At 73.5% G+C, this 25,822-nt stretch carries 25 protein-coding genes; 6 read left to right on the top strand and 19 right to left on the bottom strand.

All coding sequences use genetic code 11. The annotated features are described in order from the left end of the window. Positions 1-28 precede the first annotated feature (28 nt). Genes QQZ14_RS18920 through QQZ14_RS18965 form a run of 10 tightly spaced genes read right to left on the bottom strand, consistent with a single transcriptional unit; the run spans position 29 to position 12,409 of the window. Entirely contained in the window at positions 29-793 is a 765-nt protein-coding gene (locus QQZ14_RS18920; RefSeq protein WP_284535955.1) for an HpcH/HpaI aldolase/citrate lyase family protein, read from the bottom strand. After that, positions 790-1,977 carry a CaiB/BaiF CoA transferase family protein gene (locus tag QQZ14_RS18925; RefSeq protein WP_284535956.1) on the bottom strand — a complete coding sequence of 396 codons (1,188 nt, stop codon included), beginning with the start codon at positions 1,975-1,977 and terminating at the stop codon, positions 790-792. Before QQZ14_RS18925 ends, QQZ14_RS18920 begins: the two co-directional genes overlap by 4 nt. Next, entirely contained in the window at positions 1,974-2,924 is a 951-nt protein-coding gene (locus QQZ14_RS18930) for an alpha/beta hydrolase (protein ID WP_284535957.1), read from the bottom strand. Before QQZ14_RS18930 ends, QQZ14_RS18925 begins: the two co-directional genes overlap by 4 nt. Continuing rightward, complete coding sequence (locus tag QQZ14_RS18935) at positions 2,921-5,728, bottom strand: PfkB family carbohydrate kinase (protein WP_284535958.1); 2,808 nt, start codon at positions 5,726-5,728, stop codon at positions 2,921-2,923. Before QQZ14_RS18935 ends, QQZ14_RS18930 begins: the two co-directional genes overlap by 4 nt. After that, positions 5,725-7,089, bottom strand: a complete 1,365-nt coding sequence (locus QQZ14_RS18940; protein ID WP_284535959.1) for an ADP-ribosylglycohydrolase family protein — start codon at positions 7,087-7,089, stop codon at positions 5,725-5,727. Before QQZ14_RS18940 ends, QQZ14_RS18935 begins: the two co-directional genes overlap by 4 nt. Next, complete coding sequence (locus tag QQZ14_RS18945) at positions 7,086-8,261, bottom strand: ADP-ribosylglycohydrolase family protein (protein WP_284535960.1); 1,176 nt, start codon at positions 8,259-8,261, stop codon at positions 7,086-7,088. Before QQZ14_RS18945 ends, QQZ14_RS18940 begins: the two co-directional genes overlap by 4 nt. Then, entirely contained in the window at positions 8,258-9,556 is a 1,299-nt protein-coding gene (locus tag QQZ14_RS18950; protein ID WP_284535961.1) for an ABC transporter substrate-binding protein, read from the bottom strand. Before QQZ14_RS18950 ends, QQZ14_RS18945 begins: the two co-directional genes overlap by 4 nt. Positions 9,557-9,597: 41 nt before the next feature. Further along, positions 9,598-10,440 (bottom strand): carbohydrate ABC transporter permease, encoded by an 843-nt coding sequence (locus tag QQZ14_RS18955; protein ID WP_284535962.1) that lies wholly within the window; start codon positions 10,438-10,440, stop codon positions 9,598-9,600. After that, complete coding sequence (locus tag QQZ14_RS18960; RefSeq protein ID WP_284535963.1) at positions 10,437-11,381, bottom strand: carbohydrate ABC transporter permease; 945 nt, start codon at positions 11,379-11,381, stop codon at positions 10,437-10,439. Before QQZ14_RS18960 ends, QQZ14_RS18955 begins: the two co-directional genes overlap by 4 nt. Beyond that, positions 11,381-12,409: a LacI family DNA-binding transcriptional regulator gene (locus QQZ14_RS18965; protein WP_284535964.1), complete on the bottom strand. Its 1,029-nt coding sequence runs from the start codon at positions 12,407-12,409 to the stop codon at positions 11,381-11,383. Before QQZ14_RS18965 ends, QQZ14_RS18960 begins: the two co-directional genes overlap by 1 nt. Positions 12,410-12,513: 104 nt before the next feature. Between QQZ14_RS18965 and QQZ14_RS18970 the strand changes: the two genes are divergently transcribed. Beyond that, on the top strand, positions 12,514-13,140 hold the full coding sequence (locus tag QQZ14_RS18970) for a maleylpyruvate isomerase N-terminal domain-containing protein (RefSeq protein ID WP_284535965.1): 627 nt from the start codon (positions 12,514-12,516) through the stop codon (positions 13,138-13,140). Positions 13,141-13,221: 81 nt separating this feature from the next. Here QQZ14_RS18970 and QQZ14_RS18975 read toward each other — a convergent pair whose 3' ends face one another. Both QQZ14_RS18975 and QQZ14_RS18980 read right to left on the bottom strand, forming a co-directional pair. Then, positions 13,222-13,611, bottom strand: coding sequence for a DUF2237 family protein (locus tag QQZ14_RS18975; protein WP_284535966.1), 390 nt, complete (start codon positions 13,609-13,611; stop codon positions 13,222-13,224). A gap of 33 nt (positions 13,612-13,644) precedes the next feature. After that, positions 13,645-14,082, bottom strand: a complete 438-nt coding sequence (locus tag QQZ14_RS18980) for a hypothetical protein (RefSeq protein ID WP_284535967.1) — start codon at positions 14,080-14,082, stop codon at positions 13,645-13,647. 129 nt (positions 14,083-14,211) lie between these two features. On the opposite strand from QQZ14_RS18980, the gene QQZ14_RS18985 reads away from it, so the two are divergent. After that, on the top strand, positions 14,212-14,802 hold the full coding sequence (locus tag QQZ14_RS18985) for a hypothetical protein (protein ID WP_284535968.1): 591 nt from the start codon (positions 14,212-14,214) through the stop codon (positions 14,800-14,802). A 61-nt stretch (positions 14,803-14,863) separates the two neighbouring features. Here QQZ14_RS18985 and QQZ14_RS18990 read toward each other — a convergent pair whose 3' ends face one another. Beyond that, a complete protein-coding gene (locus QQZ14_RS18990; RefSeq protein ID WP_284535969.1) occupies positions 14,864-18,076 on the bottom strand; it encodes a heavy metal translocating P-type ATPase in 3,213 nt (1,070 codons plus the stop codon). Positions 18,077-18,092: 16 nt separating this feature from the next. Then, positions 18,093-18,302: a heavy-metal-associated domain-containing protein gene (locus tag QQZ14_RS18995; RefSeq protein ID WP_284535970.1), complete on the bottom strand. Its 210-nt coding sequence runs from the start codon at positions 18,300-18,302 to the stop codon at positions 18,093-18,095. A gap of 207 nt (positions 18,303-18,509) precedes the next feature. On the opposite strand from QQZ14_RS18995, the gene QQZ14_RS19000 reads away from it, so the two are divergent. Together QQZ14_RS19000 and QQZ14_RS19005 are read left to right on the top strand one after the other, a co-directional pair. After that, positions 18,510-18,668, top strand: a complete 159-nt coding sequence (locus QQZ14_RS19000; protein WP_284535971.1) for a hypothetical protein — start codon at positions 18,510-18,512, stop codon at positions 18,666-18,668. A gap of 51 nt (positions 18,669-18,719) precedes the next feature. Beyond that, the gene (locus QQZ14_RS19005; RefSeq protein ID WP_284535972.1) at positions 18,720-19,091 is read left to right on the top strand and encodes a carboxymuconolactone decarboxylase family protein; all 372 of its coding nucleotides are present in this window, start codon (positions 18,720-18,722) and stop codon (positions 19,089-19,091) included. A gap of 8 nt (positions 19,092-19,099) precedes the next feature. Here QQZ14_RS19005 and QQZ14_RS19010 read toward each other — a convergent pair whose 3' ends face one another. Both QQZ14_RS19010 and QQZ14_RS19015 read right to left on the bottom strand, forming a co-directional pair. Continuing rightward, positions 19,100-20,080, bottom strand: coding sequence for an aldo/keto reductase (locus tag QQZ14_RS19010; protein ID WP_284535973.1), 981 nt, complete (start codon positions 20,078-20,080; stop codon positions 19,100-19,102). A gap of 43 nt (positions 20,081-20,123) precedes the next feature. Beyond that, positions 20,124-20,666, bottom strand: a complete 543-nt coding sequence (locus QQZ14_RS19015) for a hypothetical protein (RefSeq protein WP_284535974.1) — start codon at positions 20,664-20,666, stop codon at positions 20,124-20,126. A 50-nt stretch (positions 20,667-20,716) separates the two neighbouring features. On the opposite strand from QQZ14_RS19015, the gene QQZ14_RS19020 reads away from it, so the two are divergent. After that, positions 20,717-21,049, top strand: a complete 333-nt coding sequence (locus QQZ14_RS19020; RefSeq protein WP_284535975.1) for a TfoX/Sxy family protein — start codon at positions 20,717-20,719, stop codon at positions 21,047-21,049. A 30-nt stretch (positions 21,050-21,079) separates the two neighbouring features. Here the strand turns inward: QQZ14_RS19020 and QQZ14_RS19025 are convergent, their stop codons facing one another. Together QQZ14_RS19025 and rlmC are read right to left on the bottom strand one after the other, a co-directional pair. Then, on the bottom strand, positions 21,080-21,412 hold the full coding sequence (locus tag QQZ14_RS19025; protein WP_284535976.1) for a TraR/DksA family transcriptional regulator: 333 nt from the start codon (positions 21,410-21,412) through the stop codon (positions 21,080-21,082). Continuing rightward, complete coding sequence (gene rlmC, locus QQZ14_RS19030) at positions 21,409-22,533, bottom strand: 23S rRNA (uracil(747)-C(5))-methyltransferase RlmC (protein ID WP_284535977.1); 1,125 nt, start codon at positions 22,531-22,533, stop codon at positions 21,409-21,411. Before rlmC ends, QQZ14_RS19025 begins: the two co-directional genes overlap by 4 nt. A 216-nt stretch (positions 22,534-22,749) precedes the next feature. Between rlmC and QQZ14_RS19035 the strand changes: the two genes are divergently transcribed. Next, the gene (locus QQZ14_RS19035) at positions 22,750-25,149 is read left to right on the top strand and encodes a DUF7507 domain-containing protein (RefSeq protein WP_284535978.1); all 2,400 of its coding nucleotides are present in this window, start codon (positions 22,750-22,752) and stop codon (positions 25,147-25,149) included. Between the two features lie 10 nt (positions 25,150-25,159). On the opposite strand, the gene QQZ14_RS19040 is transcribed toward QQZ14_RS19035, so the two are convergent. Beyond that, positions 25,160-25,720, bottom strand: a complete 561-nt coding sequence (locus tag QQZ14_RS19040) for a TetR/AcrR family transcriptional regulator (RefSeq protein WP_284535979.1) — start codon at positions 25,718-25,720, stop codon at positions 25,160-25,162. Between the last annotated feature and the right edge of the window lie 102 nt (positions 25,721-25,822).

Raw genomic sequence — 25,822 nt, forward strand, 5'->3', positions numbered from 1 at the left:
CAACCCTCACACCCGGTGCGGGCGTCGCTCACCCGCCGAGGATCGCCTGGGCCCGCCGCGCCATCGCCGCGTCGACCATCGAGCCGTCCGCGAGCGTCGCGACGCCGGCGGCCGAGCCGAGGGCGCGGAGCACCTCGGCCGCCCACGCGAGCTCCCGCTCGCTGGGCGCGAACACGCGACGGATCACCTCGACCTGGGCCGGGTGCACGGCGGTGCGCCCGCGCATCCCGAGCTCCCGGCCGTGATGGCAGGACGCCTCGAGGCCCTCGAGGTCACGCAGGTCGGGGTACGCCGACATCATCGGCGCCGGCAGCCCGGCCGCGGCGGCCGCGACCACGATCCGCGAGCGGATCCAGTCGAACGCCGCCTCGGTGCTCAGCCCGAGCTCGGCGGCCAGGTCGGCCTCACCGAGGGCGATCGAGACCACCGACGCTGCTCGGGCGATCTCCAGCACCCGCTCCACGCCGGCCGCCGACTCCACCAGCACGTGCAGGGGGTGCCCGGCGAACGGCGCCAGCTGGTCGGGGTCCTCGACCTTCGGGACGCGCAGGGCGACGCCGGCGGGCAGCGCCGCCAGGTCGGCCACGCAGGCCGCCGTGCCGGGGGCGTTCACGCGCACCTGCACGGGACCGTCGTGCGACGTCACCCAGTCGGCGACCGTGGCGCGGGCCTCGGCGCGCTCGTCGGGGGCGACGGAGTCCTCCAGGTCGAGGATCACCTCCGCGCCGGTCGCGACGGCCCGGCCGAACCGGTCGGGCCGCGACCCGGGGACGTAGAGCGCGACGACGCTCACACCGCCCCCTCCGCCCGCAGCCGCGCGATCTCGTCGGCGGGTAGGCCGAGCTCGGCGAGCACCTCGTCGGTGTCGGCGCCGTGGCCGCGGCCGGACCAACGCACCTCCCCCGGCGTCTGGGAGAGCCGGAACAGCACGTTCTGCATGACCAGCGACCCGAGGTCGGGGTCGTCGACGGTGAGGGCCGTGCCGCGGGCTCGGTACTGCGGGTCCTCGAGCACGCCGCGCACGTCGTACACCGGGCTCACCGCGGCCTCGGCCGCCTCGAACGCGGCGAGCACCTCGGCGCGGTCCCGCTCGGCGATCCAGCCGCCGACGGCCGCGTCGAGCTCGTCGGCGTGCTCCGCCCGGCTGCCGCCGCCGGCGAACCACGGCTCCTCGGCCAGGTCCGGCCGCCCCACCATCCGCACCACCCGCTCGGCGATGCTCTGCGAGCTCGTGGACACCGCGACCCACTCCCCATCGCGGGTGCGGTAGACGTTGCGCGGGGCGTTGTTGACCGAGCGGTTGCCGGTGCGCGGCTGCACGTAGCCGAGCTGGTCGTACGCCGTCAGCGGCGCGCCCAGCATCATCAGGATCGGCTCGATGATCGCCAGGTCCACGACCTGGCCCTCCCCCGTCGCGTCGCGGTGCCGCAGCGCGGCCATCACGGCGTACGCCGTGGCCAGCGCCGCGATCCCGTCGGCCAGGCCGAACGGCGGCAGGGTCGGTGGCCCGTCCGGCTCGCCGGTCACGGCCGCGAAGCCGCTCATCGCCTCGGCGAGCGAGCCGAAGCCGGGTCGCCCGGCGTACGGCCCGTCCTGCCCGAACGCCGTCACCCGCGCCATCACCAGCCCGGGGTTGTCGGCGAGCAGCACGTCCGGGCCGAGCCCCCACCGCTCCAGGGTGCCCGGCCGGAAGTTCTCGATGAGCACGTCGGCGCCGGCCACCAGCCGCCGCATCGTGGCCGTCCCGTCGGGGTGCTTGAGGTCGAGGGTGAGCGTGCGCTTGTTGCGGCCCAGCGTCTTCCACCACAGGCCCTGGCCGTCCTTGACCTGGCCGTGGCCACGGGCGGCGTCCGGCCGCCGGGGGTGCTCGACCTTGACCACCTCGGCGCCGAAGTCGCCGAGGTACGTCGCGGCCAGCGGCCCGGCGAACAGCGTCGCGGCGTCCACGACCCGCAGGCCGGCGAGCGGTCCGGTCACGGCAGACCCGCCTCGGTGGCGCCGAGCACGTAGGGCAGGCCCTCGACGAACGCCGGCACCCAGACGTCCCAGTCGTGGCCGCCGTCGAGCACCCTCAGCTGGGAGGCGACGCCCTCGACCCGCTTGGCCGCGTTGTGGACCAGGGCGGTCTCGAGGTCGAGGTCGTGCCGCTGGTCCTCGGGAAGCGGGTTGGGCCACTCGTCGTCACCGACGGCGAGGAACAGGCGGACCGGCAGGGCCGGGTCGAAGGAGGCCAGCAGCGACTGGTAGCCGAGCCGACGGTAGACGTCGTCGACGAACCGGTCAGGGCCGATGCCGAACGCGCCGAACTCCCGTGTCGAGCTGTCGGCCGGCGGCAGCGGGTCGTAGACGGCCGGACTGAGCACGAGGCCGCCGGAGAACAGGTCCGGGTGGGCCAGGAGGTGGCGCAGCGCACCGGCCCCGCCCATCGAGTAGCCCCCGACGACCCGGTGCGCCCGATCGGCGCGGGTGCGGTAGGTCGCGTCGACGTGACCGACGAGGTCACGGGTCAGCGCGGTCTCGACCGGGCGGCCGGGCGGGGTGCCCGTGAACGCGGAGTCGACGTACCAGCTGCCGCCCTCCGACCACGGCGCGTCGGGCATCACGACGACCACCGGCGGCACCTGACGCCTGTGGATCATCGCGTCGAGCGTGTCCTTGACCTCCGACCAGCCGTCCAGGTCGTCGCCGCGCCCGTGCAGGAGGTACGCCGAGGCGTGGCGGGCGCGGCGCCGGGCGTAGCCAGCGGGCAGGTAGACGCGGTAGCGGATCTCCTCCCCCAACGCAGGTGACCACGCGCTGCCCGACTCGATCCGCCCCGGCCGGGGGCGGGTGGCCACACCGGCCGCGCCGCTGGTGGCGCCGACGGTCGCGCCGGCGCCCAGCAGCCCCGCGCCGGTCGCGCTGAGGGCCTGTCGCCTGCTCATGATCGCCATCGTTCCTCCTCGAGATCCACCGCGCACCGGAACCCGATGCACTCCGAGCGGCTGGTGCCCGCCTGCGTCAGCAGGTAGCGCACCGACCAGCTGGGGTCCTGTGGCCCGCCGTCGACGTACCACTCCGAGCCCTCGGCCGCGAACCACGAGCCGCCCTTGAGCACGCACCAGCGGGTGCGGCCGTCGCGGTGCTCGCTCTCGGTCCACTGCCACATCAGCGGCTCGCGCCTCGACCAGCCGGGCAGCCCGGCCGCGGCCTGCCACTCGTCCTCGGTGGGGAGGCGGGCGCCGCGCCAGCGGGCGTAGGCCCGAGCGTCGTCGAGGTCCACGTGGCTGACCGGGTCGTCCTCGGCGCCGGGCCGTGGTGCGCCGTCGGCCCAGTGCGCGAGGAAGCGGTGCCTCTCGGCCGGGCGGTAGCCGCTGTCGGCGAGGAACCGGGCGAACTCGGCGTTGCTGACCTCGGCCGCGTCGACGGCGACCCGCCCGAGCCGGACCGTCCGATGCGCGGTGCGCACCCGGTGCAGGCGCGGCGGCAGCGGCTTCCAGTCGCCGACGTACGGCGCGTCCTCGTAGAGCCCGGTCTCGCGCTGGCGCCAGCGCAGCTCGAGGTCGCGCTCGCCGGCCTCGACGACGACCGCGTCCGGAGCCGGCGTGCCGACCGCACGCGGTGCGGCCACCCGCACGGGCACCGGCCGCTCGACCGGGGCCCCGACGTCGACGAGCACGGGCTGCGGCGGCTCGGGGGTGCCGCGGACGAAGGCCGCCACTCCGCCGGCGGGCACGGTGCCGTCGCCCAGCAGCGGGTGGGCGCCGGCGACGACCGGTCCGGTGTGGTCGCTGTCGGTCGGGTTGACCACCGTGTAGACGTCGACGTCCTGGAGGCGCCACCGGGAGCCGACGAGGCCGGAGGCGGCCGGGTGGAGCTCGGCCAGCGGCTCCCAGTCGCCGCGGAGGATGTGGTCGCCGAAGCGCCGGTAGACCTCGCGCATCGCGGCCAGTGTCGCCCGGTCGCGGGCACTCCAGTCCACCCGGACCCCGAAGACGACGTCCCAGATCAGCACACCGGCGCCGTTGAGCCACGCCGAGCGCAGCTCGTCGCCGTGGTCGCGGTTCCAGCGGCGGGTGTGGTGCATCATGTGCCGCTGCTCGAACCAGCGGGCGCGCAGCACCCCGGGGACCGGACTGTCGGCGAACCACTGCGCCCACGACGCCTGGTGGTCCGCGATCCGGGCGAGCGGGACCCGGGACTCCCCCTCGAGCACTGGCCGCGGCCGCAGCCCCGCCAGGGTCGCGAGCAGCTCGGGGTCGCCCTCCTTGAGGGTGTCCAGGAAGACGCCGTCGACCCCCAGCGAGGTGACCAGCCCGGCGAGGTTGGCGGCGTCGGACCGCCCCGTGCGGCGGGTGCCGATGTCCCAGGGGTTGTAGTCGAGGAAGACCCGGACCCCGCGCTCGTGCAGGTCGGCGACCAGCGCGTCCAGCCCCGGCACGTCGTACCAGTCGAACTGGTTGCGCGGGTCGATGCCGATCACCGGGTAGGCGTGCCAGAGGACGACGGCGTCGAGGGACCCGAAGCCGGCGTACGCCGCGAGCAGCCGGTCGGCGTCGAAGCGCTCCGCCTCCCAGTCGCGCACGGCCTCGTCCCAGAGCCAGACCATCGCGACGTTCCATGCGGTCGCCGCCCAGACGCACTGCGGGTCGTCGTAGAGCGCGGCGTCGTACACCGCGCGCTCCCGAGCATCGGCGCGCCACCGGTGCAACGCCGCGCGCCAGGCCGGCCGGTCGGCCGGGTCGTCGGGCGCCGCGAGGATCTTCGCCTCGTCGAGCACGGCGAGGTCGGCGCCCGGGTCGAGCGGCACCGTCGCCGGCAGGTCGATCGGCCGCGGCGCGTGGGGGTCGAGCCGGGCGTCCACCTGCGCGGCGGTCGGGATCGAGGGCACCGCGCCGGAGGACTCGACGGCGATCGCGCCGGCCACGACCGCGCGGCGGACCGCGGCGTCGAGGCCGGAGCCCGCGGCCAGGGCGGCGGCGAGGACGCCGGTGAACGTGTCGCCGGCACCGGTGGTGTCGACGACGTCGGCCGGTACGCCGGGCACGCGGCGCAGCCCCTCGGCATCGCCGACGAGCGCGCCGGCCGCACCGAGCGTCACGACGACGGACCCGACCAGTCGGAGGAGCGCGGTCGCGGCGGCCTCGACATCGGGCTCGCCTGCAGGCTGGCTCACGAGGTCGGCGGCCTCGTGCTCGTTGACGACCAGCACGTCGACGCCGCGCAGGAGGGTCTCGGGCAGGTCGCGAGCCGGAGCGGCGTTGAGGACGAACCGCGCGCCGGCCGCCGCCGCCGCCGCGGCCGCCGCCGCGACCGCGGTCAGCGGCGTCTCGAGCTGGGCGACCACGACGCGGGCGCGGGAGATCGCGTCGAGGTCGCACTCCTCGAGCGCCGTGACCGCGGCGTTGGCGCCGCCGTCGACCACGATCGCGTTCTCCCCGTCGGGCTGCACCATGATCCACGCGGTCCCGGTCGCGGCGGGCAGCGTCCGCACGCATCCGGTGTCGATGCCGGCGTCCAGCGCCTCGGTGAGCAGACGCCGTCCGGCGTCGTCGTCGCCGACCGCGCCGACCAGCGTGGTCGGGGCGCCGGCCCGGGCGGCGGCGACCGCCTGGTTGAGGCCCTTGCCGCCGGCGCGCTCCTCGCGGCCGGCGGCCAGGACCGTCACCCCCGGGGCGGGGATCGCCGGGACGGACGCGACCAGGTCGAGGTTGGCGCTTCCGATCACCACGACGGCGGGCTCGCTCACGCGGGCACCTCCCGGGGGACGAGGGCGAGGGTGCGGTCGGCGAGCTCGTCGAGCCCGACGCCGTCGAACCCCGGCAGGCTGCTCGCTACCCGGTTGCGCAGCGGCGCGACCCAGCGCTCCGCAATCCGGCGGCGCCCGGCGAGGGCGCCGCACACGGAGCCGACGGTCGCGCCGTTCGAGTCGGTGTCCCAGCCGCCGGTGACGACCGTGCAGATCCCGGCCTCGAGATCGCCCTCCCCGGCCGTGAGCGCGTACGCCACGAGCGCGGCGTTGTTCAGCACGTGCACCCAGTGCAGGTGCCCGTAGGCGGCGTAGAGCCGGTCGAGCGCCTCGTCCGTGGGCAGCCCGGACCGGCCGACCTCGACGCCGAGGCGGATCGCCTCGACGTACCTGCTCCGGGGAGGCAGCACGCACAGCCCCGTCTCGACGACCTCGTCGACGTCGTCGCTGACCACGGCCTGGGCGCACATGGCGGCGACGAACATCGCCCCATAGACGCCGTTGCGGACGTGGCTGAGGCGGGCGTCCACCCACGCGGCGCGGGCGGCGGCCGCGGGATCGCCCGGGTGCGCCCAGCCGTGCACGTCGGCTCGGATCTGGGCGCCGATCCACTCGCGGAACGGGTTGTGGCGGGTCGCGGTCCGCGGCGGTGACTCCCCGAGGAGCAGGTTGCGGTAGGCGATCCGCTCGGCGGTGAACACCCGGCCGGCCGGCAGGCTGGCCAGCCAGCTGTCGGCGACGTCCTGGGTCGTGAACCCCGACCCGTGGCGCTCGTGCAGGTCGAGGGCGAGCATCGCGAAGTTGAGGTCGTCGTCCTCGGGCATGCCGTCGATGTTCTCGGCGAGGCTGGTCGGCGCGCTGCGCCGGTTCCAGGGCCATCGGGCCGCGACGTCGTCGGGCAGGCCGACGGCGGTGAACCAGTCGCGCAGCGGCCAGCGGCCCTGGCTCTGCAGGATCTCCCGGATCCCGTGCCGCGGGATCTTCTCGACCGGCTTGCCCAGCAGGCAGCCGGCGGCCCGCCCCGACCAGGCGCCGAGGATCCGATCGTCGAGGTCGTCCCCGACCATCGTGCGGCCCGGCGGGGTCGGCCAGGTCGCCTCGATGGCGGCGAGGTCGTCGGGCTCACGCTCGGCCAGGCTCGGGTCCCGGGGCAGCGCGGCGAGCTCGTCGAGGAGCTCGAGCGCGAGCCGGTCCAGCTCGTCGTCGCCCTCCTGCCCGACACCCGAGGCCGGAGCGTCGGGCTGCCCGCCGGCCGCCTCCCACCGGCGGCGCACGTCGGCGACGTCCTTGCCGTCGTCGGCGCTCGCGACCAGCTCGTGGGCGAGCAGGTCGGGTGCCTGGACCCAGGTCAGCCGGCTCACCGGCCCACCTCCCCCAGCAGCGGCGCGCGACGCTCGGCGCGTCGGGCCGCGCGCTCGGCGTCCTTGGCGAAGACCTCGCGCGCCACCTCGGCGACCGTGTGTCCGGCGGGCTCGAGCGGGGTCCGGCTCGCCTCGGCGACCCGCGTCGCCCAGTCGCTGCGGACCGAGGCGTGGCCGCCGAGTGCGCCGCAGATCGCGCCGGCCATGCTGGCGATCGAGTCCGCGTCCCGGCCGTAGTTGACCCCGCCGAGCACCGCCTGCTCGTAGTCACCGCCGGCCACGAGCACCATGCCCAGCGCCACCGGGAGCTCCTCGATGGACTTGATCCGGCTGGGCCGACGCGCGTCCATCGCGGGCTCGCGGTATGCCGGCCCGACGGTGTCGAACGGCGTCACCGCCTCCCGCAGCCGCGGGATCGCCGCTCGCCAGTCGCTCACGCCCGAGGCCGCGTCGGCGACCGCGGCCACGGCGGCGCGGGTGCCGTCGTGGGCGAGCCTCAACGCCTCCTCGACCACCGAGGACGCGGTCGCGCCCGGCACGAAGGCCGCGGCCACGGCGGCGGCGAGCACGCCCGCCGCCTCGCGGCCGTAGCTCGACTGGTGCGGTGCGGCGACCTCGATGGCCTCCGCGTAGGCGCCGGCCGGATCGCCGGCGTTCACCACGCCCACGGGGGCCATGTACATGGCGGCCCCGCAGTTGACGATGTTGCCCGAGCCGGCCTCGCGGGGGTCGACATGCCCGTAGTGCAGGCGCGCGACCAGCCACTTCTCGGCGAGGAAGATCCGCTGCAGCAGCAGTGCCTCGGCCTCCAGCTCCGGCACCCACCGCTTCTCACCGATCAGCCGCGGCACCAGCTCGTCGGCGACCGCATAGGCGTCGAGGTGGTCGCGGCGCGCGGCGTACACGTCCACGAGCGCATGGGTCATCAACGTGTCGTCGGTGATGTGCCCGTCGCCCTTGTGGTACGGCGCGATCGGCCGCGCGTCACGCCAGTCGGGGTTGAACGGCGCGACGATGCCGGTGACCCAGCCGTCGTACCGGTCCCGGATCTGCTCCGAGGTCCACCCCTCGGTCGCCCCGCCGAGGGCGTCGCCCACGGCGGAGCCGACCAGCGTCCCGAGAGCCTTGTCCGAGAGAGGGTCGAGCAGGGGGTCCAACGAGGTGTCGCTCACTTGTTGACCGACTCCCAGCCGTCGCTCAGCTCGGAGGCCAGCTCGTCAGCGGAGATGTCGTCGGCCAGGTAGCGCTGGAAGGCCGGCGTGGCGATCTGGTCCTTCCACTGCGGGTAGTTGGTGACCGACTGGAACGGCGCTGCCGCGAAGAACTGGCCACCCGCGAGGATCGTCGGCCAGCCGTTCTCGCCACCGGTGTCGGTCTCGACCTGGTCGGCGGCCGTGGAGGAGGCCGGGATCAGCCAGTCGCCCTCGGCGACCTTGGCGAGGTTCTCGGGCTGCATGTAGTAGTCGATGAACGCCGCGGCACCCTCGACGTCCTCGCTCTCCGCTGCGACCGACAGCGTCTGCGGGTTGGCGGCCTGGGCGGCGCTGTCGCCCGCGAGCACCGGCATCGCCACCCAGTCGAAGCCCTTGGGGGCGGACTCCGAGAGCGTCTGGGCGGCGTAGCTGCCCTGGACGGTCATCGCGTACTTGCCCTTGAGGAAGCCGGACATCACGTCCGACCCGCTCTGGGTGAGGGTGACGGGGTCGAGGGACTTGTCGTCGTACGTCATCTGGTGGATCCGTTCGGGGACGGCGAGCTCGGCGTCGCCGACCTCCATGGTGGCGTCGGCGCCGGTGCCCTGGAAGTACGCCGCCCCGTAGTTCAGGCCGAGGCTGAGCATCGTGGCCGTCGGGGAGGACAGGCCCCAGCCGACGCCGTACACACCGTCGCCGGTGGTCGCCTTCGCCGCGGCCATGAAGTCGTCCCACGCCCAGGTGTCCCCGGTCGGGATCTCCACCCCGGCCTTCTCGAGCAGGGTCTTGTTCGCGAACACCACGTAGCTCTGCAGCAGCGTCGGGGCGGCGATCAGCGTGCCGTCGACGGTCACGGTCTGCCAGACCTCGTCGGAGACCGCGGACGTGACGTCGTCGCTGAACGCGCCGTCGAGGTCGGCGAGGTAGCCCTGCTGCGCGAACTGGCTCATCGCGGCGGACTCGTACTGGATGATGTCCGGCGCGGTGCCACCCTGGAACTGGGTGACCAGCTGGTCCTGCACGGAGTCCCAGCTGCCCTGCACGTACTTCACCTGGACGTCGGGATGGTCGGCGTTCCAGGCGTCGACGATCTCCTTGGTGGCCTCCACGGTCGGCTCCTGGAAGGCGAGGCTCTGGAACCGCAGGGTCACCTTCTCGCCGCTGTCGCCGCTCTTGCTGTCGTCGTCGTCGGAGCTCGAGGACGTCGCACACCCGGCGAACGCCAGCGTGAGGGCGGCGGCGGTGGCGATGCCCACGGTCGTGCGGAGCTTCATAGGTCTTGCCTTTCGTGAGTGGTGCGGTGGGGTGCGGGCGGTCAGCCCTTGACGGCTCCGGAGAGCAGTCCCGAGGTGAGGCGGCGCTGGATCAGCGCGAAGAACACGAGGCTGGGGATGGTGGCGAGCAGCGAGCCGGCGGCCAGGGCACCGAGCTGCACCTGGCCCTCGGCGCCGACGAAGCGCGACAGCGTGAGCGGCAGCGTCACCTTCTCGGGGGTCTGGATCATCACCAGGGCGAAGAGGAACTCGTTCCATGACGAGATGAACGCGAACAGCGCCGTCGCGACCACGCCCGGGCGCAGCAGCGGGAACACGATGCTGATCAGGATCCGCAGCCGGTTGGCGCCGTCGATCGCCGCTGCCTCCTCGAGGTCGCGCGGAATGTTGGCGACGAAGCCCATCAGCATCCACAGGCAGAACGGCATCGTGAAGACGACGTAGACGATCGTCAGTCCGGGCAGCGAGTCGATGAGCTCGAACTGCTTGAGGATGAGGAACAGCGGGATGATCACGAGGATCGTCGGGAAGACCTGGCTGACCAGGACCCAGCCGAGGGTGACCGGGCGCAGGAACGTCTTGAAGCGTGCCAACCCGTACGCCGCGGGCAGCGCCAACAGCACCGTCAGCACGGTGGTCGCCACGGCCACCTGCAGGCTGTTGAGCCCGGCGTGCACGAGGTTCGCCCGGTCGATCGCGTCGCCGAAGTTCGACAGCGTCGGCGAGGACGGGATCAACCCGCTGCCGCCGAGCGCGATCTCGCGGCTGTTCTTGAACGCCGTCGACAGCAGCCACAGCAGCGGGAACCCGAGGAACACGACGTAGGCGATCAGGGCGGCGTACTGTCCCGCGCGCCCGGCGGGGGAGATCCGAGCGGCGCTCATCGGTCCGCCCCCGTCCCCTTCAGCCGGGACCGCAGGTAGAAGAGCAGCAGGCCGACGATGATGACGACCATGACGTTGCCCATCGCTGCCGCGACGCCGAAGTGGCCGTAGCGGAAGCCCTCGTTGTAGGCGAACAGCATCGGCAGCATCGTGCGGCCTCCCGGCCCGCCGTTGGTGAGCACGTAGATGAGGTCGAAGGTGTTGATGTTCCAGATGAAGTTCAGCGAGGTGATCGCCACGACCACCGGGCGCAGCTGCGGGAGCGTGACGTTCCAGAACCGGCGCCAGGCCCCGGCGCCGTCGACGGCGGCTGCCTCGTAGAGCGTCTCGTCCACGCCTTGGAGCCCGGCGAGCAGGGTGATGGTCGTCTGCGGCATACCGGCCCAGATCCCGACGACGATCACCGCCGGCAGCGCGGTCTCGAAGTTCCCGAGCAGGTTGAGCTGGCCGAAGCCGAGCGCCTGGGAGGCGCCGCTGACGGGTCCGGAGTTGGGGTCGTACATCAGCCGCCACATGATCGCGACCACCACCGGCGGCATCGCCCACGGGACGAGGGACAGGGTGCGGGCCAGCCAGCGCAGCCGAAGGTTCTCGTTGAGCAGCAGCGCGAGTCCCATCGCGGCGACGAACTGGAGCGAGGTGACTGAGAGGGCCCAGATCATGCCGATCCGGAACGAGCTCCAGAACAGCTCGTTGTCCATCAGGTCGCGGTAGTTCTCCAGACCGGTGAAGTGAGTGACCTGGTTGAGACCCGCTCGCGAGTCGGTGAAGCCGAGGTAGATGCCCTGGAGCAGCGGGTAGACGTTGAAGATGACGATCGGCAGCAGCGCCGGCAGGAGCAGCGGCCAGGCGTCGCCCTTGACACGTCGACGGCTGCGGGGACGGCGCTCCGGCGGTGGGTCGCCGACGGACACCGGGGCGGCGAGCTGGGTCGAGGACATCAGCGCGCCTCCCCCGCGGTCGCGCCACGCAGCGAGGACCGGCGCACGGTCATCCGCGGCTGGACGGTGACCCGCTGCACCTCGCGCTCGGGGTCCTCGAGCCGGTCGAGCAGCAGCCGGGCCGCCGTACGGCCACGCTCGAGCGCACCGAGCCCGACGCTGGTGAGCGTGGGGGTGGTGACCCCGGCGAGCTCGGTGTCGTCCATCCCGACGACCGCGACGTCCTCGGGGATACGCAGGTCGTGCTCGGAGAGCACCTGCATGGTGGCGATCGCGAGCAGGTCGTTTCCGCCGAGGACGGCGTCGGGGACGGTGCGGGCGAGCAGCGCCTCGGCGGCCTTGCGCCCCTCGGCCAGCGTGAAGTCGCCGGCCTCGACGCGCAGCGACTCGTCGGGATCGAGGCCGAGGGCCCGGACGTTCCGCTCGAAGGCCCGCCGGCGGGCCGAGCCGGGCACGGTGTCGGCGGGACCGTTGACGAACGCGACCCGGCGGCAGCCGTTGTCGTGCAGGTGCTCCAGCGCCATCCGTACGCCGCCGGCGGAGTTGGCGCGGACGTTGTCGATCCGCACGTCGGTCGGGACGGTGCCGATGACCACGACCGGATAGGTCGCCCCGCGCAGCGCGTCGAGCAGCGCGGGCTCGACCCGGACCGGGCTGAGCACCAGGCCGTCGGCGTACCCGTGCCCCAGGCTGTCGAGCAGGGCGAGCGTGTCGTCGATGCGGCCACCGGTCGAGGAGACCAGGAGCCGGTAGCCGCGGATCCGGGCCTCGTCCTCGATCGCGCGCATCATCTCGACGTACACGGGGTTGCCGACGTCGGCCACCGCGAGGGCCAGTTGCTGGGAACGGCGGACCTTGAGCCCGCGGGCGAAGGCGTTGGGCCGGTAGCCGAGCTCGGCGGCCGCACGCTCGACTGCCTCTCGGGTCTCCGGACTCGCGGGGAGGCCGTTGAGGACGCGGGAGACCGAGGCGACCGAGACCCCGGCGTGGCGCGCCACGCGGGCGACGGTGGGTCGATCTGTGGTCACCAGGAGGCCTTCTGTAATCGATTACGGAATCGATTACAGAAGTTGCCACGAGACGGTCGTCACGTCAAGAGCCTGCGCCGGATCCGATGCCCGAAGATGAGGTCATGGACCTTGGTGAGATCCGCCAGACCTTCACCGCCGCCGCGACCGCGTTCCTCGACCTGGCCGAGCGGGTGCCCGTCGAAAGGTACGCCGAGCCCGGGCTGGGCACGTGGGACCTGCGCGCGCTCATCGGCCACACCGGCCGGTCCCTGGTCACCGTCACGACCTACCTGCAGATCCGCGCGGCGCAGGTCGACGCCGAGGACGCCGCCGACTACTTCGCCCGGGTCAGCCGGACCGTGCATGGGAGCGCCCGCGACGCGGTCCACCAGCGCGGGATCGAGGCCGGCGTCGCGCTCGGCGACGACCCGGTCGCGTCGCTGCGCGAGGCCCGCGACGAGGCAGAGATGGCGCTCGACCTGCTCGAGGGCGCCGACCCGGTGGTCGAGACCGCCGCCGGCGGGATGCGGGTCAGCGACTACCTGCCGACCCGGACCTTCGAGCTGACCGTGCACTCCCTGGACATCGCCCGGGCCACGGGCCTCGACTTCACGCCACCGGCCGAGGCCCTCGCCGACACGCTCGCCCTGGCCGGCGCGAGCGCGCTGCGCCTGGGCCTGGGCGTCGACGTCCTGCTCGCGCTGACCGGCCGCCGCCCGCTGCCCCCCGGCACCTCGGTGGTGCCCTGATGGGGGGTAGTCCCTGACGAAAAGTGCCCTCGAAATCGATACCGAAGGGCCCGATCGTCAGGGAGTACCGATGACGGACCCCTACAGCAGGGCGCCCGGGTCGTCGGGCACGTCGACGGCCTGCTCGTCGAGGTACTCCACGGGGATGACCTCCATGGCGCGCGAGCTCGTGGAGGCCAGCACGACCGGGGCGGGGAACCCGGCCTCGTAGGCCTCGAGCCAGCGGGAGGCGACCACACACCACCGGTCGCCCGGGTGCAGGCCGGGGAAGCCGAGCTCGGGTCGCGGCGTGGTCAGGTCGTTGCCGACCGCGCGCTGGTGCTCGAGGAACTCCGTGGTCATCACCGCGCACACCGCGTGCAGGCCGACGTCCTCGGGCCCGCAGGTGCAGCTGCCGTCGCGGTAGAAGCCGGTCATCGGATCGGTGCCGCACGGCTCCAGCGGCGACCCGAAGACGTTCAGCTCCTCCATCAGGTCAGGTCCGGCATCGGGCCAGGTCCGACATCAGGCCAGCGCCCAGATGCCGGGGCGGCCCTTGACCATCGCGCCCTCGGCGACCAGCGACTGCCGGGCACGGCGGGCGGCGTAGCGCCACCGCAGCTCGCCCTCGGGGGTCAACTCCCGGTCGGCGTCGGTGAGCCGCTCCTCCATCCGGATCTCGAGCTCGAGGAACACGTCGTCCTGCTCCATCTCGCCGCCGGCCTCGGACAGCACGGCGAGGATCTCGGGCTTGAACACGTCCGGCGGGGTCCAGCGGTGCCGCACGGGACGGGCCGGCGCGGCCGGCGCCGACGTGCGGGAGGAGGTGGTCGCCGACTTGCGGACGACGGTCCTGGAGGCCGGCGCCTTGCGCACCGTCGGCGGCGGTGGGGCCGGCGGGTTGCCGTGGATGCACGTGGACTTCGGCAGGTCACACAGCTCGCAGTAGTCCTCGTCGCTCATCGGGGTCAGCCTACCGTCCGGGCCGCGAGGAATCGCCGGGCGGGGTTCGGCGAACTAGGCTGGAGAAGGACACCGGAGGCGACGGCGTACGACGACGACGACGAGCCCCGGCCCGGAACGGGACAACGCATGACTGTCGAGCGAACCACCCACTGGCGACCGACGGACAGCGAGGTCGCTCCCGACCCGGTCCCGCCGGGCGAGGCCGAGGACGCCTGGGCCGCGGCGGCCCGCGACATCCTCAAGGGCGTCGCCGGCACCTACCACAAGCTGATCGACCGCACCGAGCTCGCCGCCCAGGTGCAGGAGGCCAGCGGCATCCACTCGAGCAAGAACCCGCACTACTGGCTGAGCCGGGTGCTCGCCCAGGTCGCGGCGGTCAACGTCGTCGACGGCGAGCCGCCGCTGACGGCCCTGGTCGTGCACCGCCAGACCGGCGCCGTGGGCGACGACTACGACGAGGTGCTCCGACTCACCGGCGCCGACCCCATCACCGACGAGGTCGCCCGCGAGAAGCACGCGGCCGCGGCCCGGATGGAGTGCTACCGCTGGGCCGGCGCGACGATGCCCGCCAGCGGCGGCCACCCGGCGCTGTCCCCGCGGCTCGACCAGCGCATCGTGCGCGAGCGCAAGCGGGCCCGCGACGAGGCCGCGCCGACCGTGTGCCCCACCTGCTTCATGGCGATCCCGCCGACCGGGGTCTGCGACAACTGCGGCTGAGGCCGGCCCGGCTGCTGTAGCCCCGAGTTACCCCTTGTTCCCACCATCATGGGGCGGCACTTCAGCTCGCGTGGACCACGAACGGCGCCGTGACCACGGTCCCGTCGCCGAGCCGGAACTGCGCCCACAGCCGGTAGGCGCCGGCCACCTCGAACCTGGCGTGCAGGTCGAGCTCGGGCCCGAACTTCGTGCCGGGCAGCGCCAGCACCGGACGGCCCTCGTCGTCGAAGGTCTCCGCGTGGTGGTGGCCGAACCGGGTGCCGTCCTCGCGCATCACGACCACGTGGCCCGCGGCGCCCAGGTAGGGCTCGAGGTCGTCGACCGGGGCGCCGGTCGCCGCGTCCGTGAAGCCGAGCGTGAAGTCGCTGACGTCGTCCACGTGCGCGTCGCCGGCCAGCGTGATCCGCACGCCGTCGACGGTCGCCTCGCGCACGTCGCCGGCGGGCAGCGTCTCGGCGGGCGGCACCTGACCGGCGACGGTCACGTCCTGCTCGTCGATGACGTCGGACAGCTGGCCCTCGCGGCGCATCTCGGTGTGCAGCGCGTAGGTGCCCGCCGTCGGGAACGTCACGTCGACGGTGAACACACCGTCCTGGTCGGTGCGCTCGGGGTGCAGGTGGGCGAAGGTGCCGAGGTCGGTGCGGGTGACGATCAGGTGCATCCACACCTGGTGGGTGCGGACCAGGTCGCCAACCGGGTCGCCCGTCTCGGCGTCGCGGACGGTCACGGTGATCGGGGTCGGCACGCCCGGGCGTACGTCGCCGGGCACGTCCAGCGCCACCTCGAGCCCGGCGTGCTCGGCGCTCACGGGAGGCACGTCGGCCTCCTCCATCACGCTCATCAGCGGCCGCATCGGCATGCCCATGCCCTCCTGCCAGCTGAGCACGCCGTTCATCCCGCGCTCGGCCTGGTCGGTGCGGCTGAGCCAGGTGAAGCCGACACCGACGGCGATCGCCACGACCGCGATGCCGGCGAGGTAGCCCCAGTCCATGACCCGGCCCCAGCCGGTGGGGCTCTTGGGGGGCTTGCGGAGCCGCAGCGCGTTGGTGACGACGCTGACCGAGCTCATCGCCATCGCGGCGCTCGCGAGCACCGGGTCGAGCAGCAGCCCGTCCCACCAGTACAGGGCGCCGGCGGCGACGGGGACCAGCAGCACGTTGTAGGCGAAGGCCCAGACCAGACCCTGCTTGATCGTGGTGACGGTGCGCCGCGACAGCTCGATCGCGGAGACGATGCCGTGCAGGTCGCCGCCGACCAGCGTGATGTCGGACGCCGCGATCGCGACGTCGGTGCCGGTGCCGATCGCGATGCCGAGGTCGGCCTGGGCGAGGGCCGGCGCGTCGTTGACGCCGTCGCCGACCATCGCGACCACCTGGCCGGCGGCCTGCAGCTCGGCGACTCGCTGCGCCTTGTCGGCCGGGCGTACGTCGGCCATCACGTGGTCGATCCCGACCTGGCCGGCGACCGCGTGTGCGGTCTCGGCGTTGTCGCCGGTGACCATCCAGACCTCGAGGCCGAGGTCGTGCAGGGCGGCCACCGCGGCGGCCGAGGAGTCCTTGACGGTGTCGGCCACGGTCACGGCCCCGGCCAAGGCGCCGTCCACGGCGACGTAGACGCCGGCAACCCCGAGCGAGGCGGTGTCGATGCCGTGCTCGGCGAGGTGGGCGGCGTTGCCGGCCAGCACCGTGCGGCCGCCGATCTCGGCGACCACGCCGTGGCCGGGCACCGAGTCGAACGACGAGACGACCGGCAGCGCGAGCCCGCGCTCCTGTGCGCCGCGGACGATCGCCTCACCGACGGGGTGCTCGCTGCCGACCTCGGCCGCCGCGACCAGCGCGAGCAGCTCGTCGGCATCCCAGCCCTCGGTCGTGGTGACCTCCGCGAGGTCGGGGCGGCCGCGGGTGATCGTGCCGGTCTTGTCGAGCACGATGGCGGTCAGCCGCCGCGCGGTCTCGAGCGCCGCGCCGTCGCCGACCAGGATGCCCAGCTCGGCGGCCTTGCCGGTGCCGACCATGACCGCGGTCGGCGTGGCCAGGCCGAGGGCACAGGGGCAGGCGATGATCAGCACCGCGACCGTCGTACCGATCGCGAGGACCAGCCGGTCGGTCTCGGGGCCGAAGAGCAGCCAGCCGAGGAACGTCGCGAGCGCGACCACCAGCACCGCGGGCACGAACCACGCGGACACCCGGTCGGCGAGACGCTGCATCGGCGGCGCGCTGCCCTGGGCCTCCTCGACGAGCCGCACGATCTGGGCCAGCGTGCTGTCCGCGCCGACGGCGGTGGTGCGGACGACGAGGGTGCCGGTGGTGTTGACGGTGGCACCGATCACGGCGTCCCCGGACACCTTCTCGACCGGGACGCTCTCGCCGGTCAGCATCGACTCGTCGACCGCCGAGCGGCCCTCGACGACCACGCCGTCGACCGGGAGCTTCTCCCCCGGCCGGACCCGCACCTGGTCGCCGACGACGACCTGCGCGATGGGCACGTCGACCTCGGCACCATCGCGCAGCACCCGCGCGGTCGTCGGGGCGAGCCCGACCAGGGCCTTGATCGAGGCGGCGGTGCGCTTCTTGGCCTTGAGCTCCAGCCACCGGCCCATCAGCACCAGCGCGAGCACGATCAGCGCGGTCTCGAAGTAGAGGTGGAGCGGCAGCCCCCAGCGCTCGGCCTGGCCCGGCCACAGCGTCACGAACGCGCTGTAGGCGTAGGCGACGCCGGTGCCGAGCGCGACCAGCGTGTCCATGCTCGACGACCGGTGCTTGGCGTTCTGCCAGGCCCGCTGGTAGATCTCGCGCCCGGCCCAGAACTGCGTGACGGTCGCGACCACGAGGAGCAGCGGCATCAGCCAGTCCATCGTGTCGATGTGGACCGGCAGGTACATCACGCCCATCAGCGCGAGCCCGACGACCAGGGTCACCTGCCACTTGCGTCGCAGCCGGGCGATCTCGACGTCGCGGCGCGCGTCGAGCTCGGCGATCGGGTCGGCGGCCTCCGCCGGCGCAGGTGCGTCCGGGGCGCTCGGGCCCGCCGGCTTGGCCGGCGGGCGGACGGTGCCGGCGTACCCCGCCTTCTCGACGGCGGCGCTCAGCACCTCAGGGGCGACGACCGCGGGGTCGTAGGTGACCGCGGCCGTCTCGGTGGCCAGGTTGACCGAGGCCTCCACGACGCCGTCGACACGCGAGAGCGCCTTCTGGACTCGGCCGACGCACGACGCGCAGGTCATGCCCTCGATGTCGAGGGTGCTCTCGGTGGTCGTCGGGGTCGTGGTGGTCATCGGTGCGTCCTCGGCGTCAGGAGACCAGCTCGTAGCCGGCCTCGTCGATGGCCGCCGCGATCTCGTCGTGGGTGAGCGGGCGGGTGGACTGGACGGTCACGTCGCCGGTCTCGAGCTCGACGTGGACCTCGGTGACGGGCTCCAGCGCGGTCACCTCGCGGGTGACGGCGCCGACGCAGTGGCCGCAGGTCATCCCGTTGACGCGGTAGATGTGCGTGGTGGACATGTCTCTCTCCTCGTTCGATCCGGACGATATACCCCAAGGGGGTATCACGTGAAGGACCGTAACATACCCCCTCGGGGTATGGCTAGAGCCAGGTGGCATCCAGTCTGAGGTAGCTGGTCGGCGGAAGTAGGGCGATCTCCGGATGCCTCGCCCCACCTCAGGCGCGCAGCGTGGCGTCATCAGCCACGAGCCCGCCAGGAGCACCCGATGATCGCCTCGATCTCCATCCCCGACCCGACCGCCGCTCTCATGCTCGCCCAGCTGCGGGTCGACGAGTTCGGCCGGGCGCACGCCGGCGACCGGGCCGGCCTGCGCCGCCGCCGCCGGTTCCAACACCACGCCCGCCTGCGCAAGCTGCTCGCCTGAGGAGGTCCGGGGATTCGCGACGGATACCCCCGGGGGTATATAGTCGCGGGCATGACGACCGCCACCACGACCGAGCACGCCCACGGCAAGGACGTGCTCGACGCCCTCTCTCCCCTCCACCGCCAACTGCGCCAGGCCGTGCCCGACGTCTACAAGGGCTTCGGCGAGCTGCACCGCGCCGCGTTCGCCGCGGGCGCGCTCGACACCCGCATCAAGGAGCTGATCGCGGTCGCGATCGGCGTGGTCGAGGGCTGCGACGGATGCATCGCCTCGCACGCGCAGGCGGCCGCCAAGGCCGGTGCCAGCAAGCAGGAGGCGGCCGAGGCGATCGGCGTCACGTTCCTGATGAAGGGCGGCCCGGCCACCATCTACGGCCCCCGCGCCTACGACGCATTCTGCGAGTTCGCCGACGCCCAGGCCTGAGCCGACTGTTACCAGCGGCCGTGGATCGCGGCGCGGAAGTAGGTGTCGTAGATCCGCGTCACGGCGTCGAGCACGGCCTGGGGCAGCGGGTCGATGCTGCCGGCAGCCGCGTTGGCGCGGGCCTGCTCGGCGTTGCGGGCACCCGGGATCACCGTGGTGACGCCCGGCTGCTGGACGACCCAGGCGAGCGCGGCCTGCGCGGGCGTGACGCCGAGGTCGCGAACCAGCGCGCTGAACTCCTGCGCCGCGCGCACCCCGGCCTCGAAGTCGACGCCGGAGAACGTCTCACCCACGTCGAACGCGCTGCCGTCGCGGTTGTAGGTGCGGTGGTCGTCGGCGGCGAACGTCGTGTGCTCGTCGTAGCGGCCGGAGAGCAGCCCTGACGCGAGCGGCACCCGCGCGATGATCGCGACCCCCGCCTCGGCCGCGGCCGGGAGCACCCGGTCGAGGGGCTTGAGCCGGAACGCGTTGAGGATGATCTGGATCGAGGCGACGTTCGGCCGGGCGATCGCCGACAGCGCCTGGTCGACGGTCTCGACGCTCACGCCGTACGCCGCGATCGCACCGGCGGCGACCAGCGTGTCGAGGTCGTCGTACGTCGCGTCCGCGTCGATGACCGCGCCCGGCGGGCAGTGCAGCTGCACCAGGTCGAGCGTGTCCACGCCGAGGTTGCGCCGCGAGCGGTCGGTCCACGCCCGGAAGTTGTCCAGCGTGTAGTTCTCGGGCACCTGGTCCATGCGGCGGCCCATCTTGGTCGCCACGGTGACCTCGGGATGGTCGCGCAGGAACCGGCCGATCACCTGCTCGCTGCGGCCGTCGCCGTACACGTCGGCGGTGTCGAAGAACGTGACGCCGGCGTCGGTCGAGGCGGCCAGCACGGCGAGGGCGTCGTCCTCGGTGACATCACCCCAGTCCGCGCCCAGCTGCCAGGTGCCGAGACCGACGACGGAGACCGGACGGCCGGTCCTGCCCAGGGTGCGCTGCTCCATGCTCGCGAGTCTGGCACGCACCCCGCCCGGTCGATCAGGGAGGTCACTGAGGCAGGTAGGACAGCACCCGCTTGGAGAACCGGTGCTTGGCCGGCACGTAGTCGTCGGTGCGCGCCGGCTTGTGCATCACGTAGGAGCGCACGGACGCCGAGAACCGCTTCGACGGCGCCAGGCAGCTAGGGTCGACGCGCAGCACCGAGCGGCGCCGGTCCATCTTTAGCGACGCGCAGCCCTGGTCGGTGATCTCGTCGCCCTCGCTGGTCCAGGAGTCGGTCTCGTAGACGGCGTACTCGGAGAACGACGGCCCGGTGATGAACAGGTCCGGCACCCAGTCGGCGTCGGTGTCGACCCACGCGTCGATCGCGTCCCCGACCTTCACGCGCCGGTCGTGCTGGATCGCGATCGTCGCCTTGCGCCCCTCGGCGGGGGCGGAGGTGATGGTCACGGACACGACGTCGAAGGCCTTGCCGGGCTCGACCGGGTCCTGGACCGTGAGCGTGGTGGGCGGCTCCGCGCCCGCCGGCGGCGCCGCCCCCGCCACCAGCGCGAGGGCGGCCAGGGAGGTAGCAACCCGAGTCGTACGCATATCGCCAGTGTGCTCCCGCTCGGGGACGGAAAGCACGAGACTTAGGTCCCGTGACGTACGACGAGCAGCTCGCCGCCCGGCTCCGCGAGATCCTCACCGGGGAGCCCGGCCTCAGCGAGCGGAAGATGTTCGGGGGCCTGGCGTTCCTGGTCCACGGCAACATGGCGGTCGCGGCGAGCCGGGAGGGCGGGCTGCTGCTCCGCGCCGACCCGGAGCGCACCGAGGAGCTGCTGGGCGAGCCGCACACCAGCCCCTTCGTGATGCGCGACCGGGAGATGCGCGGCTGGCTGCGTGTCGAGCCCGGCGGCGTCACCGACGACGATGCGCTCGAGCGCTGGGCCGAGATCGGCGCCGGCTACGCGCGCACGCTGCCGCCCAAATAGCGCCCGCCGGACCAGGGCCCGGCCGGCGCCTCAGGCGCAGCCGACGCAGGCGGCCGCGGTCGGCCGCACCTCGAGCCGCTCCTCGGGGATCGGCCGCCCGCAGACCACGCAGCGTCCGTAGGTACCGTCCTCGACCCGGGCCAGTGCGGCCTCCACCTCGGCCAGGTGCTGCTCGGCCTGGCGCACCAGCGCCGCGACCTGCTCGCGCTCGAACGCGATCGTCGCGCCCTCCGGGTCGTGCTCGTCGTCGGCGTTGGTGTCGCGGGAGGCGTCGACGAACCCGCGGTAGTCGCCGCGCAGCGCGGCGAGCCGCGCCGTCGTACGGCGCCGCTCCTCCTCGAGCCGGTCGCGGGGCGCGCTCACGCCCGCTCCAACAGCACGAGCACCTCGTAGTGGGCGGTGTTGGGGAACATGTCCAGCAGCTGCCCGCGGACCGGCCGCAGCGCCGGCATCGACTCCAGGTCGCGCACCAGCGTCTGCGCGTTGCAGCTGGAGTAGAGGACGTGCCGCACCCCCGAGGCCTCGAGCCAGCCGGACAGCTCGGATCCGATGCCCCGACGCGGCGGGTTCACGACCACCAGGTCGGGCGGCGCCCCGCTCCCGAGCGCGTACGCCGTCGCGTCCCCCGCCTCGAACCGCACCCCGGACAGCCCGGCCTCGTCCCGAGTCCGCTCCGCACTCGCGACCGCCTCGCGGCTGATCTCGACGCCGAGGATCTCGCGGCCGGGGCCCGCCAGGCCGAGCGCGAAGCCGCCCACCCCGCAGTAGAGGTCCCACACGGTCCGCGGCGCGACCTCGCCGACCCAGCGGCGGGCCAGCCGGTAGAGCTCGGCCGCCATCGCGGTGTTGGTCTGGAAGAAGCTCTGCGGCCGCAGGTGCAGGGCCACGCCACCGACGCGCATCCGCAGCGACTCCTGGCCTGTGAGCACGATCTCGCGCTCGCCCTCCAGCACCGCCTTGTGCTCGGGCTGCAGGTTCACCGACGCCACCATGACCGCCGGCAGCCGCTCGAGCAGCGCGGGCAGGTGCTTGCGGATCCGGGCGACCGGCTCCTGGGAGCGCAGCACGAAGCGCACCATCAGCTCACCGTCGGCCGACTCGGTCACCAGCAGGTACTTCAGCTCACCGCGGCGCGCCGCGACGTCGTACGGCGTCAGCGCGGCCCGGGTCACGAACGCCGCGAGCTCGGGCAGCGCGGCCTGGATGCCCGGTGTGTGCAGCGGGCAGTCGCGCAGGTCGACCCCGGCGCCGGCCGGGTTGAGGATGCCCAGCGTCGGATCCTCCACGGTGCCGCTGACCACCATCTTGGCCTTGTTGCGGATGCCCAGCTGGGCGCTGGCGGCCGGCGGCAGCCAGGCCGTCCCGGGGTGCCCGGCCAGCAGCTCCTCCACCAGGCGCTGCTTCTCGGCGAGCTGCTCGCCGTACGGCGTGCCCAGCCAGGTGCACGAGCGGCACCGACCGGCGTCGAAGTGGGAGCAGAGCATGACGCGGTCCAGGCTACGGGGGCGGCGCGTGTCACCGGTCTGCACCAGCTGCCGGTGAACGGTCGTTCCGGGGACGCCGGGCGCTCCCGGGGGTAGCCTCGAAGAGTCAGGACGGGGGGTCCGGGCGCACGCAGGTGCGTCGGGGGTCATGACGAACCGCACGCGGCCACCTCGTCCCGTCGCCACCGATGGAACGAGGGGGATCCAGCCGTGGTCATGACTGGTCGCAGCACCACCGCACGCCTGCACGTCGCCGTCAGCGCGCTTGTGGGGACGGCGGTCGCGCTCGCGCTCGTCGTCGTCCCGGTCGCTCCGTTCGCCGGCCCGGCCCGGGCGACCACCGACCCGCCCGGGAACAACGGCACGGTCAAGATCGCCGAGCACGGCGACCTCGACGGCGCGCCGGACAACGACCCGCACGTGGGCTGCAGCTTCGACGTGGAGTGGTACGGCTTCGACCAGGGGCCGGACATCATCTCGCTGGTCACGTTCGAGATGCAGGCGCCCACCGACGACGTCGTCCTCGACGTGACGGGCCCGGCCGCGGTGTTCGTGGGCGCCGACCCGGCCACCGGCGCCGGCACCACCCCCGGCCTCGACGGCCGGGAGACCTACGTGCTGGCCTTCCACGGGGCGCCCCACGCCCAGCAGGGCTACCACGTCAAGCTCACCGTCCATACGCCCGGCTCGCAGGGCGCGGACAAGAAGTCCAAGGTCTTCTGGGTCGAGGGGTGCGACCCGGTCGTGCCGACGCGGCCGGCCATCCACCTGGTGAAGACCGTCACCGACTCCCCCGACGCCGACGCCCGCGGCTCGCTCGGAGAGACCCTGACCTACGGCTTCACCGTCACCAACGTCGGCATCACGACGCTGACCGACGTCACGATCTCCGATGGGCTGCTCGGACTGGCCGCGGCGCCGTGCGTCTCGACGCTCGCCCCCGGTGAGGCGACGACCTGTGCCCTGCTCGCACCCCCGACGTACGTCGTGACCGCGGCCGACGTGGCCGCCGGCGTGGTGCACAACCTGGCCACGGCCACCGGCACCCCGCCCGACGGCCCGGACGTGTCCGACGCCGACGACGCCGACGTCCCCACCGGCCCGGGCACCCCGGTGCCGGCCGACCTGGCGATCGTCAAGACCACGAACATCTCGCTGGCCGCCCCCGGCGACCTGGTCACCTTCACGCTGCGCGCGGTCAACAGCGGGGCGGGCGAGGCCCGCGACGTGGTCGTCACCGACGTCCTGCCCGCCGGCACCGCCTTCGTCTCGGCGAGCCCCGCGTGCACCTACGCCGCGCCGGCCGTCACCTGCCCGCTCGGCACGATCGGCCCCGACGAGGAGCGGTCGGTGACCGTGACCGTGCGGGTCAGCCTGCTGCCGAGCACGGTCACGACCCACGACCACCTCGTGGACGTCACCAAGGTCGAGAGCCACCTCTCGGTCGCCGCCGGGCAGACGTCCTCGGCGACCACGGCGTGCCCGGCCGGCTACCTCGCCACGGACGGCAGCGTCCGGCTCGACCACGTCGACCAGGGCACCGGCACGTGGGAGGACGCCGCCGTCCTCGCCTCGGCCACGACGGCCGACGGCCGCGGGTGGACCGGCACCGTGCGCAACGACGCCACCGGCCAGGTCCAGGCCAAGGTCAACGTCGTGTGCATGACCGACCGGACCGTGTCCGGCGAGGACCACACGCATCCGGTCGTCGTCTCCGACGTGCTCACCACGACTCAGGCGTGGTCGGCCGGCCCGCACACCGCCGACCTCTCGTGCGGGCCCGGCACGGTCGCGATCGCGCCCGGCTTCGCGATCCTGAGCGGTGACGGCGTCGTCCAGAGCCGGCCGACCGCCGAGGGCCGCAGGTTCTCCGCGGACGTCACGACCGATGCCCTCGTCGTGCTGACGGCCCGGTGCCTGCGCACGACCCTGGGCGTCACCCAGGGTCACACCCACGAGCTGCTCACCTCCGACCGGTCGGGCCACGTCGTGGTCGACCCGGGCACGGTCGCAGAGCGGAGCCTCACGTGCCGCGACGGTGCGAAGGGCATCGTCGCGTGGGTCGACCCGCACGGCACCCTGCCGCTGGGCAACGACCCGCAGCCGGTCACCCGGGTCTTCCGGTTCTACAACCCCACCGCGAGCCCGCTCACGGTCGACTACGGCCTGCTGTGCCTGGACGTGCGGACCACCGCCGCTCAGGAGGCGGTCCGGCGCGTCGACAACACCGCCACGGTGTCGACGACCAGCCCGGACGCCGCGCAGTTCGACAACGCCTCCACCGCGAGCCTCACCGTGAGCGCGACCGGCATCGACACCTCCGGCGCGGGCTGGGTCGCGACGACCGCGGGCCGCACGAGCGTGCGCGTCCAGCTGGAGAGCGACGTTCGACGCCACGTCTCGCTGAGGTTGGTCGCAAGCCACCGGGTCGCCGGCCTGCACCGGGGAGCGCTGCTCGCCCGGGCAGAGGCGACCGTCGGCGCGCACTCCACGGTCCGGCTGGTCGCCACCCGCACTGCCCGCGCCGCATTGCGCGCCGGCCGCATCGACCACGCCCTGCTGGTCGTCACCGGGAGGAACGGCAGGCACCAGGCACACACGATCCACCTGCGGTGAACGGGGCCGGTCAGCGGTCCGGCCGGCGATCGTCGTCGGCCGGTGCCGCGAGGACCGTCCACATCATCTCGAGGGCCCGGTCGCGCCAGTCGTCGGCGACCCGTCCGCGTCTGACCAGCTCGCCCAGGTAGGCGCCCACGAACAGGCTGACCACGCCGTCGGCGTCGACGTCGGGTCGCAGCAGTCCGGCCGCCGCGTCGTCACGGATGCGGGTCACGAGCGCGTCCTCGTAGGGGCGTAGCGAGGCGCGGAAGAGGGCCGTGAACTCGGGGTCCGCGTCGGTCATCATCGCCGCCAGGCCCCCCGGACCGAGCACGTCGACCATGTGACTCCAGACCTGGTCCAGGGCACCGCGGATCTTGTCGCGCACCGTACCGTCCGGCAGCGCCTTCACGTCGCCGACGGCACGGCTCAGCACCGAGGCCAAGAGCTCGGCCCGGTTGGCGTGGCGGCGATAGACGGTCGTCTTGGCGACCCCCGCCCGTTCCGCGACGGCCTCCATGGTGACGGCCACCGGCCCGCGGGTCCGCAGCAGGTCGAGCACGGCCACGGCGAGACGCTCGTCGACCACCTGCTGACGTGGGCGCCCGCGTCGCGGGTGCTGTGGAGCGGACTCGGACGGCGACATCGACACCACCTGGGGAATACGAAACGCTACGCGTATCGTTGTTTC

This window comes from Nocardioides sp. T2.26MG-1 (assembly GCF_950101795.1).
Lineage (GTDB): Bacteria > Actinomycetota > Actinomycetes > Propionibacteriales > Nocardioidaceae > Nocardioides.